Raw genomic sequence first — 18,004 nt, 5'->3', positions numbered from 1 at the left:
TCAGTATGGTTTGTTATCAAACTTACGATTGAAATTATTTTACCACTAATTTAGAACTACATCTTTTGTTTTGGTTGTCAACAAATTCCACAATATAGACTCCCGCCTTCAATTTATGCTCTTCTGTATTTAACAAAAGTGTCGCTTGACCTGATGTGTTTTGATATACTTTTTTACCTTGCATATCATAGATGGTTAGTTTTTTCCAAATTAGTTCATTTGTTTGAATTTTAAATACTCCTTTTGCAGGATTGGGAAAGATTTCAATTCTATTACTTTTATCAAAAGAAGAAACCGCTAAACTAACATCCTTAACCTCCAAAAGTCCTTTTTTATCGATATCCCCTGTAAGAGCGTATTTTTCAAAATTAAGTTGTGTTCCTTCTCCAATATAAAGCGTAATATCTTTTTTATCGGTCTTTACTTCTGTTCGAACAATAGCAAAACGTCCTTTGAAAGTCAGATTCAGTTGCGGAAGACTAATATCTCCAGTATTATTTTCATTACAAATAATATAATCTGTGGTTTCCCTATCGGCTAATTTACTTTTGACAATAGCTCCTACAATTATATTATTAACCGTAACATTCTCTACTGATTGTACCGTTGCAGTAGCATTAGAAGAAGGTTCTAATATTGAGATAAACGGTTTGTTCCATGCCTCCCCTGTTTGTCTAACAGCTATGATTTGCGTTTTCTTACTCACATACCCATTGTTAGCCTCGTAAGTAGCTGGTCCTAGCGCTTTCGTATATTCTCTTGTTACACCAGCAGGCAGTAGCATGTGCATGTATTTATTCGTTGTAGTAAGGTCAAAACGAATTTTAACGGCATCATTAATTCCTACTGTTGACTCAGTATTTTCATATTGTAACCAGCCTGGCGATTGTTGCGAATCATTGACCACGACTTGATATTTTGTAGTTGGTCTAACCACAAGGGTATTATTAGAAGCATCCTTAAGACTGGTTGCATCACCAACATTATGGTAGATATAATCATGAAAATTATTTGTGCCTAATGATTTTGAACGGAATAAATCAAAATAATAACCTGAAGTAGCACTGGTACGAATAGTACTTAGGGTACGTTGCTGATCACAATTATTAACATTATCATCCATAAACTGAGTGGCAAAACTAAAATTAGCACTCAATGGATTCTCTAAATGTTTTGGTTCTGACGCTATATTCACAACAGGATCTTGGTATAAAAATTTATCATTCCCCCATGCACCCGCTTTCGATGCGCCGTGAGAAGTACCGTTAACGATAACCGTGTTGTTGCCTGCATATTTGTTAAAATACCCTTGAAAAGGCAAAGTTTGTCTTTCTGCTAATGAAGGAGGTAAGCCTCCATTTGCAGCCATAACGTCACCCGCTCCATACAATTCCATCGAAATTCCAGCACAATGCGCATGTACATAATGTGCCCCACCAATGATGCCGCACAAACCATATTCCGTATTATTGGTGGTAACATAGTTACGTTGCAAGGCTACTCCCGCGTGGTTTATTATAACTGTTGGTTTATAATCAAATGCTACAACAGAAGTATTAGGCAGTGGTTCACCCCAAAACAAATCCAAGGCAACATAATTTTCAAAACCTGTAGCAGGCACACTAGTATTATACCCATTTGTGGTAGGAAAACTTTGTTTTAATGCTATTTCTGCCTGCGTTTGTATATTGGTATAACCGCGTCTTTTTGCAAAATTTAACGCGTACCTACTAATTTCGTCCGTACCATCACTAGTTCTATGTGAGTCACCGTAACGTACAAAGTTTCTATTAGGAAGCCTTAAATTCTCCAATAAAGAAGCACTTTCAAATAATTTGATATTATTAGCACCAGCATTTAGTTGCGGTTTCACTCTGTCAACTAAATTTAATATCAATTGAACATTAGACATAAACCCATAACTTACTGATTCAGGCCAAAGCGCCTGTTCCGTAAACATTTTTAGAATGGTTTTGGTAAAAGAATTTTGACGCTTAGTACCGCGATCCCAAAAAAGTGTGAACATACGTTCTCTTTCGATATCATCTTCAACACATAAAATGGAAAATAAGGAACCAGGTGCTGTCAAAACGGGGTGGTTTGACACAATACTTCCTTGCGTATCCAAACCTCCTGATTCTTTTAAGGTATTTCCAGCAATGTTTCTAATCACAGTTTGTGCTCGTGTATGATCGTAAGGTACACGAGTATTTGTAGCTTTGTTATAAACCGTTATTCCTGGTGTTTTTAGATAATTATAAACAAAATCATAAGCCACAGCCAATTGTGCATAAGTAGTACGAGGATCGTAAAAATAGTTTCCACTAATAGTTGTTGTAGCGAGTGTACGATTCGATAAATTATCAAAATAATAATTCAAAATATCAGCCGAAAAACTGGCGTACTTGACATCTTCAGTAATATAATACAGCATGGCCGAATAAGCAGCTGTAGATAATACTTTTCCGTGAGCTGAAGTGTAAGGAGAAGCGTAAGCCTCCGAATTTGCATCGTTAGCAGGAAAAAAATCTACCGTACTAAAGATTGCAGCGGGATTTGTACTATGTGTGGTAATTTTAGAATCAACGTTTGATTTCATTGAATTCACCATGCTATTAGCCCAACTATTGGAACTTATTTTACTCAATATTTGTGGGCGCTCTGCTGCTGTTGCATAAATAGTAGGGTGTTGCAAACTCTGTGCAATTGACGGTAGAGATAGAATAAGAACTAAAAAAACAGTTATTCTCATTTTGGTCTTCCATTTCATAATTTAGGTTTAGTTTTTTTTAGTTTTGGGTTTAAAAAATCAAGCGCCAATGAATCTTTTGATTAAAAATCGGCAAACTAAATTCTTTCAGTTACTTAAATGAGGACACCTCTTGTTAACAGCGCATATTAATCTAGAAAACAATACTTTTCATCATTTTAATTCAGCCAACCAAAATTATCATCAAACAATTATTCCTATATCCTGTTTTGTCCTGTAAAGGCATCAAAATCAGCAAAAAATATTATCCTAGAGCAACCATTGGAACGCTGACGCACAGATGAAACAGATTTAGACCCATTTTTGTTAATTTAAAAACATAAAATCCTCATAAGAATTTTAGAATTAACAACAAAAAACCGAACCTTTCAAAAAGAAAAGTTCGGTTCCTATATCAAAAAATTAAATGCTAAATAGGTATTCGTTACCTCAATTATTCAGCACTTCCTGCTTCGTTTCTCCCTTTGTCATTTTGAGGATACGAAGATCGAAGTTGTAATGGATATTGTTTTTCTAACAACAATTTCATTCGCTTTACTTCTTTAGCACTTTTTGTGTTTTTCGCAAGATTCTCGACACGCACCATATAATTTTCTTTACAAGTATAAAGTTCACTATCTATTGTTTTTTCTGCTTTGTTGTCCCACCATTCCGTGTATCTCCAAGTTCCATCGGTACAGGTGAGTCCCATGATATTTTTACCTCTTGGAAACACGCTGTAAGCTCCTTGACTCCACTTAAGATTAGGGTTATTTACCAATGGTAAAAGGCTTTTTCCTTCTAAGGCATGCGTTTTTAGTCCGCAAGCGTCGGCTAGTGTAGGGAATAAATCCAAATTTTCAACTAAAGCATTGGATTTGGCATTGGTCGCTCTGTTTTTATAGCCCGTTTCTCTGCTAATAATTAAAGGTACATTTACATCTAATTCAAAATTACTGTGTTTGCACCAAGCACCATATTCGCCTAACTTCCAACCGTGGTCGCTCATAAAAACGACAATCGTATTCTTGCGCAAGTCTAGTTGCTCCAAAGCCTTCATCACCTTACCTACCTGTGCATCGGTGTAACTCACGCTCGCATGGTAGCCATGTATCAATGTTTTGGTCATTTCATCATCCAAAACGCCTTCCTGCGGTATGCCATAATACCCACGTAGTTCACCCCAATTGGTCAGTGCTAATTTGTACATATCCTTTGGTTCTTCTTTTGAAGGGACTTTAAAATCTTCTTTATTGTATAAATCCCAATATTTTTTTGGCACATTAAAAGGCAAATGGGGTTTGGTCAGTCCTACTACCATCATAAACTTATCGTTTTTCAACTTTTCAAGTGTTTCAATTGCATTTTTTACCGCACGACCGTCTTTATAAGCTTCATCTTCTACCTCTTCACATTCATAGGCTGGTCCATTACTGCCTTTTCCTGATTTTTTTAGACGCTCAATTAAAGCTAGGTTTTCGGGCTTTACCCAAGAATTGCTTTCTTTCGGAAACAGAATACTCCAACTCTCTTTATCATCAAAACCGTGATGGTAGACCTTCCCTACACTGACTGTCTGGTATCCATTGGCTTTAAAAAATTGAGGCAAAGTAACCACCTCCTTATGAACAGAACGAAACGGTGTAAATAACGAATAAATCCCGATAGTTTCAGGGCGCAAACCTGACAATATACTCATCCGAGAAGGTGCACAAAGGGCTTGCTGGGCGTAGGCCTTTTGAAACAACACCCCCTCTTTGGCCAAGGCATCAATATTAGGGCTTTTCACTATTGGATTGCCATAACAACCTAATTCGGTACGCAAATCATCAACTAAAAAAACCACAACATTCGGTTTTTCTTGAGCCATCATACCCAAAGTACAACCTAGATAGGTCATGACAACCAAAACTCTTTTTTTCATATTATTAATCATACTGTTATTTCTTTTCTTTTTTATCTAAATAATTAAGCAATAATGTTTTCACATCTTCTACTTTTCCTTCTTTCAAACCGCCATTGGTAGCCCCTGTAATCCAATACAATACCATTCCCGCATCTGAACAATCCCAATAGCCTTTTTGGAATTTAACCACATTATCAATCTCAGCCATTTTTCCCATTAACCATACAAATTGCATGCGGTCGTCAGGATGTTTCATCGCCCAGACCCATTGTGATTCTTTTACTTTTAGATAGGTATTTTGGTCTGGAATACGCACTTCTTCTACTCCAAAATCCAGAATTTGTTTCCATTTGTAAAAATCCCCAGCATCATCGTTAGCAGGATGATGGGTAATCACTTTAACAAATTTGTGTTTTTCTTTTGGCGTAGCATCCAACGCAAAACCGATGATGTCAGGTTCCCCGGCTTCAATTATCCACAACGGATCATCAGCGGTTGAAGCATTGATTGCTTTACTTAAATCTTTAATTGTTTGTTCCAATTGCCATTTGGCGTCCCAAAAAGTGATATGCTCAAAACCGCCCCAACGTCTGGCTGTACCATCACAAGCCGTTTGCATCATCGCATGTCTTTCCTTTTCTGCTGCTTCCGAAATTCGATCTACACGTACTAAATCACAACAGTGTGAATAATGCACCAATCGATCTGTCAAAGCTGTAGCTTTCAATAAAGCCAAGGTGATGGCTGTTCCACCTAAATCATCTGGGTCAGGTGAGTTTCCATCTGCCACAATAGCTATTCTGCCTACCGGCGGTTTTATCGTTTGAGCATAAGACGATAGCTCAACCATATTCAGAAGTATTGCCAGTATAAAAATTAGTTTGTTATTCATCTATATCATTTTAAAATTATTTTTCCATCTAAGCTTCAAAAACATAGTTTTCCATTCGCGAAATATAACAATCTATTTTATAGCTGTAAAATTAATTTCAACAATTTGACTTGCTTTGTATCCAATACGATGAGCCATTACGCTCAATTCAGTGCCTTGGGGTAAAGCAACTGGTTTTTGATAAATAGTCCAACTTTTAGGCCAAGACCCATTTTTGTTTTTGACTTTATAGCCAATTGAAGCTCCAGCCGTTTCACAACTAATAACTAATTTTCCCTGATTATAAGATATAATTGGTTTGGCCGTTTGAGGTTGGTTCTCTTTTCCATTCCACAATTTACGGATGAGTGCTGCCTCAGGCAATTTAGGATCGTCATGAATTTCTTCGAGCCAACGATTCATTTCTGTTCGCAGCTCTTGTAGTTTTGAAGCGTATTTAGGGTTTGACGCTAGATTAACTAATTCATGAGGATCTGCTTTGCAATCAAATAATTCTTCCGTTGGTTTCGATTTTCTAAACCATTGATCTTGAATTGCATTTAATTTTCCTTCTTTGTGCAGTCGCAATAATTCTTGCATCGTTGGAATTTGTTCTCTATAGGCTAATGGCAAATAATACCCTTGTTCTGGTCTATAATTTCGAATGTATTTGAATTGCTTATCACGAACCGCTCTAATAACATCTGTTACTTCATCAAAACGATCTGCTGCAGCGTGTATGTACTTGCGTTCTACTTTTACTTTTTTATTCCCTGCAAAAGCTTGTCCTTGCATATAGCTAGGTGCTTTAACGCCAATCATTGAAAGTAAAGTAGGAGCAAAATCTACAAAACTAATTAATTGATTGTCCTTTGTCCCTGCCTTTTGTTTGTTGGGATAGCGAATAATCATTGGTGTATTTAAACCCGAATCATAAATCAAACGTTTTCCTCTAGGTAAAGGTCCGCCGTGGTCACTATAAAAAACGATAATGGTTTTTTCGAGTAAACCATCGGCTTCCAATTGCTTTAAAACAGCACCAATTTGCCTGTCTGTTTCGGCAATGTTGTTGTATAATTTCCACATATCTCTACGCACTACCGCATTGTCTGGCAAGTATGGCGGAATTTTAAATTTTGTATTTTTAGGTAGATGTACAGGAGTTTCGGCCTCGGTCATTCTATTTTTAGCATCAGGAAGTCCGTTTTGCTTCCAAACGTAGGAGGTATCCCCCTCATGATAATGTCTAGTCTCTATTTGCCTAAAGCCATAAGGTTCAAACAAGCCCGATTCATGCGTTTCTGTAAAGTTAAAAACAGAAAAAAAAGGCTGGTTTACGCCTCTGTTTCTCCAGTGCGCATAGGCGCTACTTTCATCCCAGGCCGTTACAGGTGGATTAAATTGATAGTCTTCTTTATAATTATTCGAACAATAATACCCATTCATTCTAAGCAACTCGCTTATCATTTTTACTTGTGGGGGTGGTAACGCTTCATAGGGTGGCAATCCTGTTTCTTTCATATTCGAATTGGTTCGCATATTATTAGCACCAATACCTGAGGGATACATTCCTGTAGCGATTGCGGCTCTACTTGGCGAACAGACTCCCGAAGTTGAATATAAATTAGTATAAACTACTCCTTCTTTAGCCAATCGGCTTAAATTGGGGGTTACAATAGTGGAGTCTCCAAAAGAGGGCAAGTAAGGACCAATATCTTCTGTAACCAGCCATAAGATATTAGGACGATTAGGAGAATTAAAATCCGCATCACCACCTTGGGATTGCTTATCCGATTTCTTAAAAATTTGACATGAAAACAACAACAATCCTACTAATAGAAATAAATAAAAAGTCCTGTTTTTCAATAATTCAAATCTCTTTTTCATATGTATTATATTTATCTCTATCTATAGTGAACTAATTTAAAAAGTCTACAAATTAGCTTATCTAAAAATAATATCGTTTCTCTTTAGGTCCATCATAATCATATTGAAACCAATCGACATCAATATATCCAGCATCTTCTTTTTCATTCCAACTAAAGAACCCTAGACGATCGCCCGTCCATTTTCCAAATTCAATGGTAAAAGTTGGGCCAAAGGATTTAAAATTCTTACCATCCAAACTATACTCATAGGTAGCTTGATTGCTATTATTTGAGGTTCTCACATACAAATCTTTCCCTTTTATTTCGGGTCCCATTGTTTTTTTGGCCATTGCATTCATATAAAAAAGGTTCTTTTTCCCTTTTTCATCAACTTCAATACCTAATAAATTAAATACACCTCCATATCGAACAAAACCCGCTAGTTGATGCGGTTGCATGCCTGAAATATCAAATTTCGCAACAGCAGTACCCGTTGTAATCCCCATGATACGTTGACTTAGGGTATTGCAAGCTCTCCAAAAATCAGAATCAGAACCATCATTATTAGTCCATTCGTTTTGATTAGGCCCATAGCCTTTTTTATTAGGTAATACTTTGCTTGCTTTTAAACGCAACCAACCGGTTCTTTCGGTTAACGACCAATGGGTATTTCTAGGGTTATGATTCCACTCCCATTGTGGACCTATTTTAGACGATGAAAAATCGTCATCAGAACTTGGTGCCGAAACAGGATAGCCATTGATAGGTTTTTTGAAACGTTTTACTGGTTCTCCTATGCCGTCCTGATCTTCATCAATACCAATTATAGGCCAACCGTCAACCCAAGTCACGGGAGCCAAACATTGAGGTCTGCCTTGAAAAGGAATGTCATCATTTTGAATTAACTGATGCATAAACCACCAAGATTTATCAGGAGCCTGCATTAAACCTCCTTGGCTACAACTGCGATTATTAAAAGCTGTTCCTTTTTCTAAAACCGTTTTTACCTCATAAGGGCCGTAAATGCTTTCTTTGGAACGCAATACAATTTGTTTTCTGTCGTTTTTTGGATTTTTAACTCCTGGTTTTGTAGTGGTATCCCCCATTGTCCATTGTGCTATAAAAATATACCAGGTACCGTCAATTTTATAGATTTTAGCCGCTTCGGCTCCCATTCCGGTGTACACTAATTTTCCTTTGTCTAGAATTTTAGTCCCATCCCAACTCATTTCGTAAATTCGATTCTCATTGCCTTCGATAGTGTTACTTGCTTTCTTTTGCTTTCCAGCAGTATTTACAATAACGTAAGCTTTGTGTGCTTCTTCATCCCAAAACACTCCCGGATCATCTAATACTTCAGATTTAGGCAGCATTATTATTGGCTTGCTCCACGGCCCTTTTATATCTTTAGCTGTGGTAACCATCAATCCATGTTCGTAATCAATTTGGTAGCAATACCAAGTTCCTTGATGATAGGCTAAATCACCAGCCCAAACACCAAAAGAATAGCCGTTCATTCGATCCCAATTGTATTCTGGAGCCCACGATAAATTGCTAAATACATGCCCTACATTCGTCCAATTGACCATGTCTTTAGATTCTAATATAGGCATCCCAGGTGACATATGTTGCTTGGAAGTAATCATGTAATAGGTATCGCCCACTTGCTCAATATCTGAATCTGGATAATCCGCATTCAAAATAGGATTAATGTAGGTTCCGTCTCCTTGATCTCCCCAACTGCCAATTTTGGCTTGACCTAGTTTATTCGATTTATTGGATCCTTGTTTATCTGATACCGATTTACATCCAAAACAAAGGAGGATTATGAAAAGTGTAAATGATTTTAAAATATTCATCTATAAAAAATTAATTGTGTTCAAAACTGTTATAAAGACCTCACTTATGATACATTTCGACAAGCTCAATGCGACAATAGGCATAACGTTAACGGTTCATTTTTTCAGCCAACGGGTTAAAATTCTTTACTTGATTTTTGCCAAACTGAAGAAGGAACGCCATGTTTTTTCTTTAAATCATTGTATCTGCTGCGCAATTGCTCTAACTTCAATTTGTATTGAGGATTTTTAATTAAATCTTCTATTTCATGAGGATCGTGTTTGGTATCAAACATTTCTTCAAAACCTGTCTCCACATAATTGATGTATTTAAAATCGGGAGTAACCACAGCTTCGACTCTTGGTATTTGTGGTCCTCCTAGAAAATAATGTTGGTAGAAAAATTCTTTTCTTTCGGGTATTTTATTCTGAATTACATCTATCAAATTAACGCCTGCCATTTCTTTTGGAACTGGAACTCCTGCCATAGAAAGTATCGTAGGGGCAATATCAATATTCAGTGCCATTTGCGGAGCGCGGTATTGCTTCACCTTGTCTGGTGAATTTGGATCATAAATTACAAGAGGAACTCTTATGGATTCTTCATGTCCATACCATTTTCCTTCCATGCCATGTTCTCCCAGGAGCATCCCATTATCGCCCATTAATATTATAATGGTATTATCAGCAATACCTAATTTTTCAAGCTTCTTCATCATATCTCCAAGAACATCATCTACACCTGTTATCAATCGATAGTAGTTCTTTACATTTTCTTGATACAATTCAGGCGTACCAAAAAGTCCTTTCCATCTTGCTCTACCAAAATTAGTTTCGGTTCTCAAAACATCTGGCAAGAGTTCCCAATATTTAGGATTTGCGGTTACAGGTTCTGGAATAGTCACGTCTTTATAATAATCCTTGTATTTGGACTGAATCACATATTTAGGAGGATTACCATCCTGTTCGTGAGGCGCTTTAAAACTCACCGAAAGACAAAAGGGTTCTTTGTTAGCAAACTTTCCTAAAAATTCCTGAATAGAGGAATTAATTGTATCAGTATCATGAATGGGTTTTCCGTTTTTACCAATTGTTATATAATCGGGTTGTGCTTTCCCGCCTTCTTCTGTATCATAAACGTAATCAAAAGTTGCAAATGGAGGATGATGTCCAATACCGTATTTACCAATAAACCCTAATTTATAGCCCGCCTCTTTTAAGAGATTGGGATATGATTTATTGAAGGTTTCGGGTTTTAAATCTTTATTAAAATCATGGATACCGTGTTTTGATTCGAATTGACCTGTGAGCAAACTAGCACGACTTACACAACAGATGGATGTGGTAACATAAGCGTTTTGAAACAAAACCCCTTTATTAGCCAACTTATCCATATTAGGGGTTTGAATGATGGAATTTCCCATTGCCCCCATAGCATCCCAACGCTGATCATCGGTCAATAGAAAAATTATATTGGGACGCTGTTTTTGCCCGATATTTTCTGAAGTAACCTTATTTTTAGCGACTTGTGCATGACTTATATTGGCGACAAAGCCAAATACCGCTAGGGCAAAACAACTAATACTTAAATATTTTTTCATATGTGTAAATTTTATTTTTTAAACGGTCACATATGGTATCGCCCTTTTACTCATTGGTGTTTGCTTCACTAATTTACTATTTTTCATAGGTGTTCAGCGAATTTCATTTGCTTGCGCAAACTTCTAGTTAATGGCGATTGCATATGTTCATTTTTTACATTTATCCAATTACTTATATCAGGAAACCATTTTAAATTCAAAACTTATTTGTTATTTGGTTCCTTTCAATTTGACTGTTTTTAAATTTATTTACCTCTGCTATCTTTTTTAATTTTTGAATAAGTTTAAAAACACAGCAAAAAATGTTTTAGCTAATTTAATTCTAAGTCAATTTTTAAGAGAATATATTATTAAACGAATTAATCTGGATTTTAATTATCTTATTTCACATATTCAATGCTATATTTCCCTGATCCTAAAATAACCGTTGATTTGTTATTTAAACCCACTTTATTTTCTTTTTGAAAAGCCTCAAAGTCAACCCCATTAATTTGCAAGGTTTGTAATTCTTTTGGAGTTAAAACCACTTGTGCTTTGGTATTAAATGGCACTTCTAAATCCATTGAAAAATTAGCGCCTGTCAGTTTCCAACTGTTGTAAATCATGCCATAAGGTGTAGGAATAGCCACAGTAGCATTGGTAAGGTTTTTTGGAAAAACAGGCTTTACCGTAAATTCTTTGTAACCCGCTCCTTCAAAAGTAGATTTAATTCCGCCAAGAGATTCAAAGAAATAAGCCGAAAACCCACTGTGCATTGGGTGGTTTAACGAATTGGTCAAGCCTTCCATTTTGTCCCAATTAAACTGACGCTCTGGCCAAGTGGTAAAACCGTAATTCATAATATAGGTTTGACTTGGAAACGTAGGCGTGGTTAAAATTTGGTGAGCCAAATCGGCTTTACCATATTTCGTTAAAACGGTATAGATATAGCGATTGCCGTGGATTCCTGTAGAATGATGCCCGCCTTTGATTGTATTTATATCATATTCTAATCCGTTTAATACTGTATTAATTTCAGTTTCTGCTACCATTCCAAATTGTAAAGCCATCACAGTTGCCGTTTGGCTGCCGTACCATTTGAATTGCGTTGACGGAATTGTTATTAAGAATGTCTTATTAAAAGCTTGAAACAACGCTTCTTTTTCTTTTTTTACTTTTTGTTCAAAAGCGGTATCCTGATTCATTTTTGCAAATTTTTCCATAATGCCCAACACATCATAAAAATAAGCATTGGCAGACACGATTGGGTCACATTCCATAGCGCCAGGATTTTTTAAGCGATCCCAATTGGGTGGACACCAATCTCCCATCCCGTTTTGAATGATTCCTTTTTCATCTTTGAAGGATAAATAATAATTCGTCAAATCTTTCATATCTTCATAATACTCCTTCACAATTGAATCATCACCATAATAAAGGTAATTGTACCAAGGCAAATACATGGTAGCTACACCCCAATCAAGTTTAGCAATTCCCGAAGTACGTTTTCCTGGAGCGATCATCGTAGGTACTTTGTGCTTGATTTCAGGATTGTTGTTGGCTTTTACTGGAATCATTTGGGTGCGAATGTCTTCCATGTATTTTTTATAGAAGTTTTCCATGTCGTAGTTGTACAACGCATATTCGCAAAAAGCATGCGCATCGCCCAACCAACCACATTTTTCACGGTGCGGGCAGTCCTCTGGGATTCCATGAATATTATCTACAATCGTCCATTTGCTAATGCTGTGCATTTTATTAAACAAAGGTTCTGAGCAACTGAAGCTTCCTTTTCCTTGAATATCGGTTGCTACTAATACCGCCTGAATCATAGCAGCATCTGGCTTTGTTGAGATTCCTTTTAATTCGGCATATCGAAAACCGTGGTAGCTAAATTGTGGCTCCCAAGTTTCGATTCCTTCTCCTTTACAAATGTATTTGAAGACTTGTCGCATCCCATTGGCACCACCATCCGTAGAACCTGGAAAAATATCTTTGCCGTTTTGAGTCAAAGCTTCGGTGGTAGTAATTTCTATCAACTGTCCCTTTGTTCCCTTTACTTTTATTTTGACCCAACCTGCAATGTTTTGACCAAAATCAACGATCCAATTACCATTGGTTCCTTTGAAGACTTTTTGTGGTGTTAATTCTTTTAATTTTCGAATGGGCGGAATTTGCTGTGCACTGATTTTTTTTACTTCTGGCGAAATCACCTTGGCTTTGCCCCAGTTTGTGTCTTTATAATTGGTGTTGTTCCAATTCCCTAATTCAAAACGGGCATCGTAAGTATCACCTCCATAAATGTTATTAAAGACTATTGGTCCTGTGTTTTCTTTCCAATTTTCGTTGGTATAAAAATCAGCTTTACTGCCATCCTCATAAGTAACTTTAATTAAAAGTCGCACTGCGGGTGGACCGTAATAAATACTTTTCTCCGATTCTTTATCGCTTTTCCACGAAATATCTTGACCGTAAAAACCATTTCCTAAAACAATTCCAATGGCATTTTGACCCTTTTTCAAGGCATTGGTCACATCATAATGAAGATAGTAAGCTTGTTTATCATAGTTAGAAGGTGCTGGATCTAGGACATGATCGCCCACTTTTTTCCCGTTGATATACCATTCGTAATAACCCAATCCACAGATGTACGCTTGGGCATTTTTAATTTTTTTTTGGGTTGAAATTTCATTTCTAAAATATCCTGCAGCTTGCCCTGCCACCATTTCTGGTTCTTTCATTTTGCCAATTTGGTATTCTCTAAAACGATGTGGGGAAGTGCGGTTGTCTTTTTTGAGGCTAATCCATTTCGAGTCGCCCCAATTGTTTTTATCCATTAAACCCATCTGAAACGTTTGCACCGAAGACCAATTAGAAGACTCTCCTTTTTCGTCCCAAATTTTCACTTTCCAATAGTATTTTTGAGTAGCTTGTAACTCCTTACCTGCATATTTGACATAAACTGATTGCGAAGATTTTACCTGATTGGAATTCCATAAATCAGCCTCTTTTTCGTTCAATTTAGTCTCCGATGATGCTACCAAAACCTGATAAGCTGATTGTGATTTATTGTACCCTTTTGTTTTTATTATCCAAGACAAGGATGGTTGCTTGCCCTCAATAGCCGTTGGGTTAGTGATGGCATCACATGTCAACGATTCAAATACAGTTTCAGGAGTAATTAAATTGTTTTTATTAAAAGCTGTAATTAAAAAAGCCAATAACACAAACAGAAAGTAAAATTTCGTTCTTTTCATCTCAATTATAAAATTTAGTAGATTTTCAAAAATAACCATACAAATAGTCAAGTATGTCCTGTTTTGACCTGCTTATAATAACACAACTTTAATTTAAGCGTTTAGTAAAGGTGTCATATCAAATCAGTAACAACAACCCAATTATATTAAGCAACTTCAATATAATTTTAATTTAGCTCAAAATAATCCAAGCTTAAAAAAAAAAACAGTAGTAAACATGAGTTCACTACTGTCTATTCATTCATTTATATTTTATAAGAATCCTGAGATTAATTCCGGGTTTAATTTTCATTTGAAGGCTTTCCAATTGTTGCTAAAATTCCGCCATCAACATAAAGCACGTGACCATTTACAAAGTCGCTCGCTTTAGAACTCAAAAAGATAGCCGCACCTTGTAAATCCTCTGGATCTCCCCATCGTTCAGCGGGAGTTCTATTAATAATAAATTCATTAAAAGGATGGCCATCTACTCTAATTGGTGCAGTTTGACTAGTAGCAAAATACCCTGGCCCTATTCCGTTTGTCTGAATATTATATTTAGCCCATTCTGTCGCCATACTTCTGGTAAGCATTTTCAATCCTCCTTTGGCTGCAGCATAGGCACTCACTGAATTTCTTCCCAATTCACTCATCATGGAACAAATATTGATTATTTTTCCGCCTCCTCTTTCAATCATTCCTTTTGCTACTTGTTTAGAAACAATAAATGGTCCAACCAAATCAATTTTAATAACTAATTCAAAATCGGCAACTTCCATATCAATAATAGGAGTTCTTTTTATAATTCCCGCATTATTAATCAGAATATCAATAGGTCCAACTTCTTCTTCTATCTTAGCAATCGCTTGAGCAACTGCTTTTTCATCGGTTACATCAAATAGATAACCGTGCGCATTTAAACCAGCAGCTTTATACTCATTAATAGCTGCTTCAAGTTCTGGAGCAGTATTATTGTTAATCACGATTGTAGCACCTGCATTGCCCAATCCTTTTGCCATTGCCATACCTAAACCGTGCACAGCTCCAGTTATTAATGCTGTTTTTCCAGTTAAATCGAATAAATTAATTGACATACTTTATATATTTAGTTTTATATATTAAAAAACATTACTGTAATTCATTTAATATTGAATATTTGATTTTTATTTTATTGCTTTTAAGCTCCTCTTTACGTACTTGTAAATATGAAAACCAATCTTTAGCAGTTGTAATCTCACCCGCTCTATCCCAAGCTGCTCCTGTATAATATGTGAATGTGGTATTAGTAGGAACATCTGTAAAAGCTAAATATTGATCTTTGCGTAAATACATATTTTTTACCTTGGTTGGAATAATCACTCCAACACCTGTTGTACCGTACTTAGCTTCTGTAGGCTCCCAATAGCCTAACACACCTCCTTTAATATCAAACAATTCAGTTCCTACTTGATCTCTTTTGATGATTCCGATAACAATAGGAATATGCGTAAGCCCCTCAACTTGATAATTCATTTCAACTTGATTTAATTGAGAACCTGCATCCAAGCGAATTGTTTTTACAGCCTTTACTTCGTGCCCATCAACATTCCAAGTGTCATAATATAATTTGAAAGTAGTACGCAAGGGACCATTATCCAATATTTCATATCTCGTATAATTTTTAGAATACCAAATACTATCATTTACATAAGGTGCACAATTACCCGCTCCCAAAGTATAGCCAACATGGTAGTAATCCATACCATCTCCATGATCTTCATGATATTTACCTCTACTATAACGTTCATTAATAACCATTTTAGTGGTTCTTTTTACCCAAACGTCAATTCCATAGGCATTTTGTTTTGGATTAAGTTCTAAAGCTTTACCATAAGTTCTAAAAGCAATTTTATCATTTTCCCATGCAAAATCATCTGCTCTTTCAGGCACATACCTACCGAAAGTTTTAGTTGGAAAATCACTAGGTTTTTCTTTAAGCAATTCTAGTTGTATTTTTTCTTTTTCATTTAAAGACAACTGAACTAACAAGTTTAGCGGTGTCTTATTACCGCTGTACTCCAACTGATATGGAATTTCCTGTTGTGTTTTAGAGTTTATTACTTTAAAATTACCCTCTTTTATCCAAGGATTTTTTTTAAAAATTTCAGAGTAGGATAACGAAATCACTTTGTCATTATAATGTAATTCCTCTTTATTTTGTATTGAAATCTTTTGACAATAAACTGATTTACAAAAACAAAATACTAGGATAAGAAATAAAGTTGATAGTGTTTTTTTCATAAGAATTTTTCGAAATTTTATTTTTATTTAAAGAAATAAAGGCATCTGAAAGATATTTTATATGGCTATCTCTTTCTAAATTTAATATGCCTAATCGATTACAATGTTAGAAACTTTATAAAAAATTCTTGTCCTGTATTGTAAGGTGTTTTGAAAATATTCGATTAAAAAAGATCTTATTCCATTTTTATAATTTTTTAACTACCAATACTTAATAATCAAATAATCTTCTTCTTTTAAGGTGTTTTTTATGGCATCAGGTATTTTTCTTCGCGGTGTATCTTCGTCTAGTCTGAAACCCGCTTTTCCTTTTCCTTTTATCAATGGCATAATTCCTACTTGCTCATTCAAAAAGTCGCCTTGAGCTTTCATCCAGCTAAACAAGTCTTTTGTTAATCGCTCCTTTATCTCTTTTAATTCGGGTTTGTTTATTAGATTATGCTGTTCAAAAGGGTCGTTTTGCAAATCATATAATTCTTCAAAGGGTTCGTTTTTAAAAGCATTAGCACCTCTACGAATGAAAAAATCAACATTGGTTTTATTTGTTAGATTCTGTTCTACCACATCAACAGAATTAAAGTTTCGGATGTATTTGTAACGGCTATCACGAATCATTCGAGACGGAAAAACTTCCGAATTGAGAATGTTTTGATTGGTTCTCACCCCATAAACGTATTGATGAATGACAGTATCTGTCCCTTTTAAAATGGACAAAAAGCTGGTGCCATCCATATCGGGAGTTGCTTTACCACCGGCAATTTCCATAAAAGTGGGCAACACATCGGTATAATGAATAAGCTGTTTGGACTTGGTTTCTGGTTTAATCACTTTTGGCCAACGAGCCACAAAGGGTACTTTCAACCCAATGTCTTTTACTGTAAATTTCCCTGAAACTCCGTGGTCTGCACTGTAAATAAAAAGCGTATTTTCTCCCAAATAGTTGTCGGCCGCTGTAAGCACTTGGTCTAATTGTTTGTTGTCTTCTTCAATGCTTCTGTAATAACCTGCTTTGGTTTTAACAAAAGAAGGGTCATTTTTTTTCTTTTCATTAAAAGGATAAAACTTAATATCATTGGCAGTCGCCCCCTTCACATCAAAATACTCTGAATGTGGGTAATAGGAAGTAATTAACATACAAAAAGGTTTCTTTATCTTTTTAAAATAACTCTGAATACTGTCTATAGGGATGTATTCTCTTGGCCCTTCGGGTCTTTCTACCGCATGCCATTCTTTGTCCCAATCAAAAACCTCATCAGGACTCACATGACTTTTTCCTGCTAAAACCACTTCATACCCAAGTTTTCGCAGATGCTTGGTTATACTAACGATATCGGGTTTTACCTTAGAATGATTCGCAAAACAACCGTTTTTCAAAGGATATTTCCCTGTGAATAATTGCGATCGACTAGGCGCACAGATGGCCTGAGCGGTAAAAGCATTTTCGAACAAAATCCCTTCTCGGGCAATACGATCCACAGCGGGAGTTTTTACTTTTTCGTTTCCGTAACAACCGTAATCATAGACATCTTGGTCATCCGATAAATAAAATATTATGTTGGGCTGTGTGTTTTTAACATTTGCTTGTTCATTCTTTTTTTGAGCCAAACAAGAAGTCATTGTTAAAACGATACATCCGAAAACAAAGAATATCAGACTATTTTTTTTCATTTTATTGT

The 18,004-nt window shown here is 35.9% G+C and carries 10 protein-coding genes; all 10 read right to left on the bottom strand.

The window, feature by feature from the left end; genetic code table 11:
- Window positions 1-34: 34 nt before the first annotated feature.
- Window positions 35-2,770: a T9SS type A sorting domain-containing protein gene (locus tag GXM17_RS01095; RefSeq protein ID WP_163397445.1), complete on the bottom strand. Its 2,736-nt coding sequence runs from the start codon at window positions 2,768-2,770 to the stop codon at window positions 35-37.
- A 433-nt stretch (window positions 2,771-3,203) separates the two neighbouring features.
- Window positions 3,204-4,649 (bottom strand): sulfatase, encoded by a 1,446-nt coding sequence (locus tag GXM17_RS01090; RefSeq protein WP_244307304.1) that lies wholly within the window; start codon window positions 4,647-4,649, stop codon window positions 3,204-3,206.
- A 40-nt stretch (window positions 4,650-4,689) separates the two neighbouring features.
- On the bottom strand, window positions 4,690-5,547 hold the full coding sequence (locus GXM17_RS01085; RefSeq protein ID WP_163397443.1) for a hypothetical protein: 858 nt from the start codon (window positions 5,545-5,547) through the stop codon (window positions 4,690-4,692).
- Window positions 5,548-5,619: 72 nt separating this feature from the next.
- Window positions 5,620-7,413 carry a sulfatase family protein gene (locus GXM17_RS01080; protein ID WP_163397442.1) on the bottom strand — a complete coding sequence of 598 codons (1,794 nt, stop codon included), beginning with the start codon at window positions 7,411-7,413 and terminating at the stop codon, window positions 5,620-5,622.
- Between the two features lie 61 nt (window positions 7,414-7,474).
- On the bottom strand, window positions 7,475-9,253 hold the full coding sequence (locus GXM17_RS01075; RefSeq protein ID WP_163397441.1) for a glycoside hydrolase family 43 protein: 1,779 nt from the start codon (window positions 9,251-9,253) through the stop codon (window positions 7,475-7,477).
- Between the two features lie 116 nt (window positions 9,254-9,369).
- Complete coding sequence (locus tag GXM17_RS01070) at window positions 9,370-10,833, bottom strand: sulfatase family protein (protein ID WP_163397440.1); 1,464 nt, start codon at window positions 10,831-10,833, stop codon at window positions 9,370-9,372.
- Window positions 10,834-11,213: 380 nt separating this feature from the next.
- Window positions 11,214-14,069, bottom strand: coding sequence for an alpha-L-rhamnosidase (locus GXM17_RS01065; RefSeq protein WP_163397439.1), 2,856 nt, complete (start codon window positions 14,067-14,069; stop codon window positions 11,214-11,216).
- Between the two features lie 281 nt (window positions 14,070-14,350).
- The gene (locus GXM17_RS01060) at window positions 14,351-15,142 is read right to left on the bottom strand and encodes a gluconate 5-dehydrogenase (protein ID WP_163397438.1); all 792 of its coding nucleotides are present in this window, start codon (window positions 15,140-15,142) and stop codon (window positions 14,351-14,353) included.
- 34 nt (window positions 15,143-15,176) lie between these two features.
- On the bottom strand, window positions 15,177-16,328 hold the full coding sequence (locus tag GXM17_RS01055; protein WP_163397437.1) for a DUF4861 family protein: 1,152 nt from the start codon (window positions 16,326-16,328) through the stop codon (window positions 15,177-15,179).
- Between the two features lie 201 nt (window positions 16,329-16,529).
- Entirely contained in the window at window positions 16,530-17,996 is a 1,467-nt protein-coding gene (locus tag GXM17_RS01050) for a sulfatase family protein (RefSeq protein ID WP_163397436.1), read from the bottom strand.
- Window positions 17,997-18,004 lie beyond the last annotated feature (8 nt).

Origin of the sequence: Flavobacterium fluviatile, from assembly GCF_010645065.1 — a bacterium.
GTDB lineage: Bacteria > Bacteroidota > Bacteroidia > Flavobacteriales > Flavobacteriaceae > Flavobacterium > Flavobacterium fluviatile.
Note: the sequence above shows the minus strand (reverse complement) of the source record. Positions and strands in the feature narration are given on the sequence as shown.

Bases quoted from the DNA above. Each gene is read 5' to 3' on its own strand.
- GXM17_RS01055 (WP_163397437.1), bottom strand. From the start codon at position 16,328: ATGAAAAAAACACTATCAACTTTATTTCTTATCCTAGTATTTTGTTTT.
- GXM17_RS01085 (WP_163397443.1), bottom strand. From the start codon at position 5,547: ATGAATAACAAACTAATTTTTATACTGGCAATACTTCTGAATATGGTT.
- GXM17_RS01050 (WP_163397436.1), bottom strand. From the start codon at position 17,996: ATGAAAAAAAATAGTCTGATATTCTTTGTTTTCGGATGTATCGTTTTA.
- GXM17_RS01065 (WP_163397439.1), bottom strand. From the start codon at position 14,069: ATGAAAAGAACGAAATTTTACTTTCTGTTTGTGTTATTGGCTTTTTTA.
- GXM17_RS01070 (WP_163397440.1), bottom strand. From the start codon at position 10,833: ATGAAAAAATATTTAAGTATTAGTTGTTTTGCCCTAGCGGTATTTGGC.
- GXM17_RS01080 (WP_163397442.1), bottom strand. From the start codon at position 7,413: ATGAAAAAGAGATTTGAATTATTGAAAAACAGGACTTTTTATTTATTT.
- GXM17_RS01090 (WP_244307304.1), bottom strand. From the start codon at position 4,649: ATGACCTATCTAGGTTGTACTTTGGGTATGATGGCTCAAGAAAAACCG.
- GXM17_RS01075 (WP_163397441.1), bottom strand. From the start codon at position 9,253: ATGAATATTTTAAAATCATTTACACTTTTCATAATCCTCCTTTGTTTT.
- GXM17_RS01095 (WP_163397445.1), bottom strand. From the start codon at position 2,770: ATGAAATGGAAGACCAAAATGAGAATAACTGTTTTTTTAGTTCTTATT.
- GXM17_RS01060 (WP_163397438.1), bottom strand. From the start codon at position 15,142: ATGTCAATTAATTTATTCGATTTAACTGGAAAAACAGCATTAATAACT.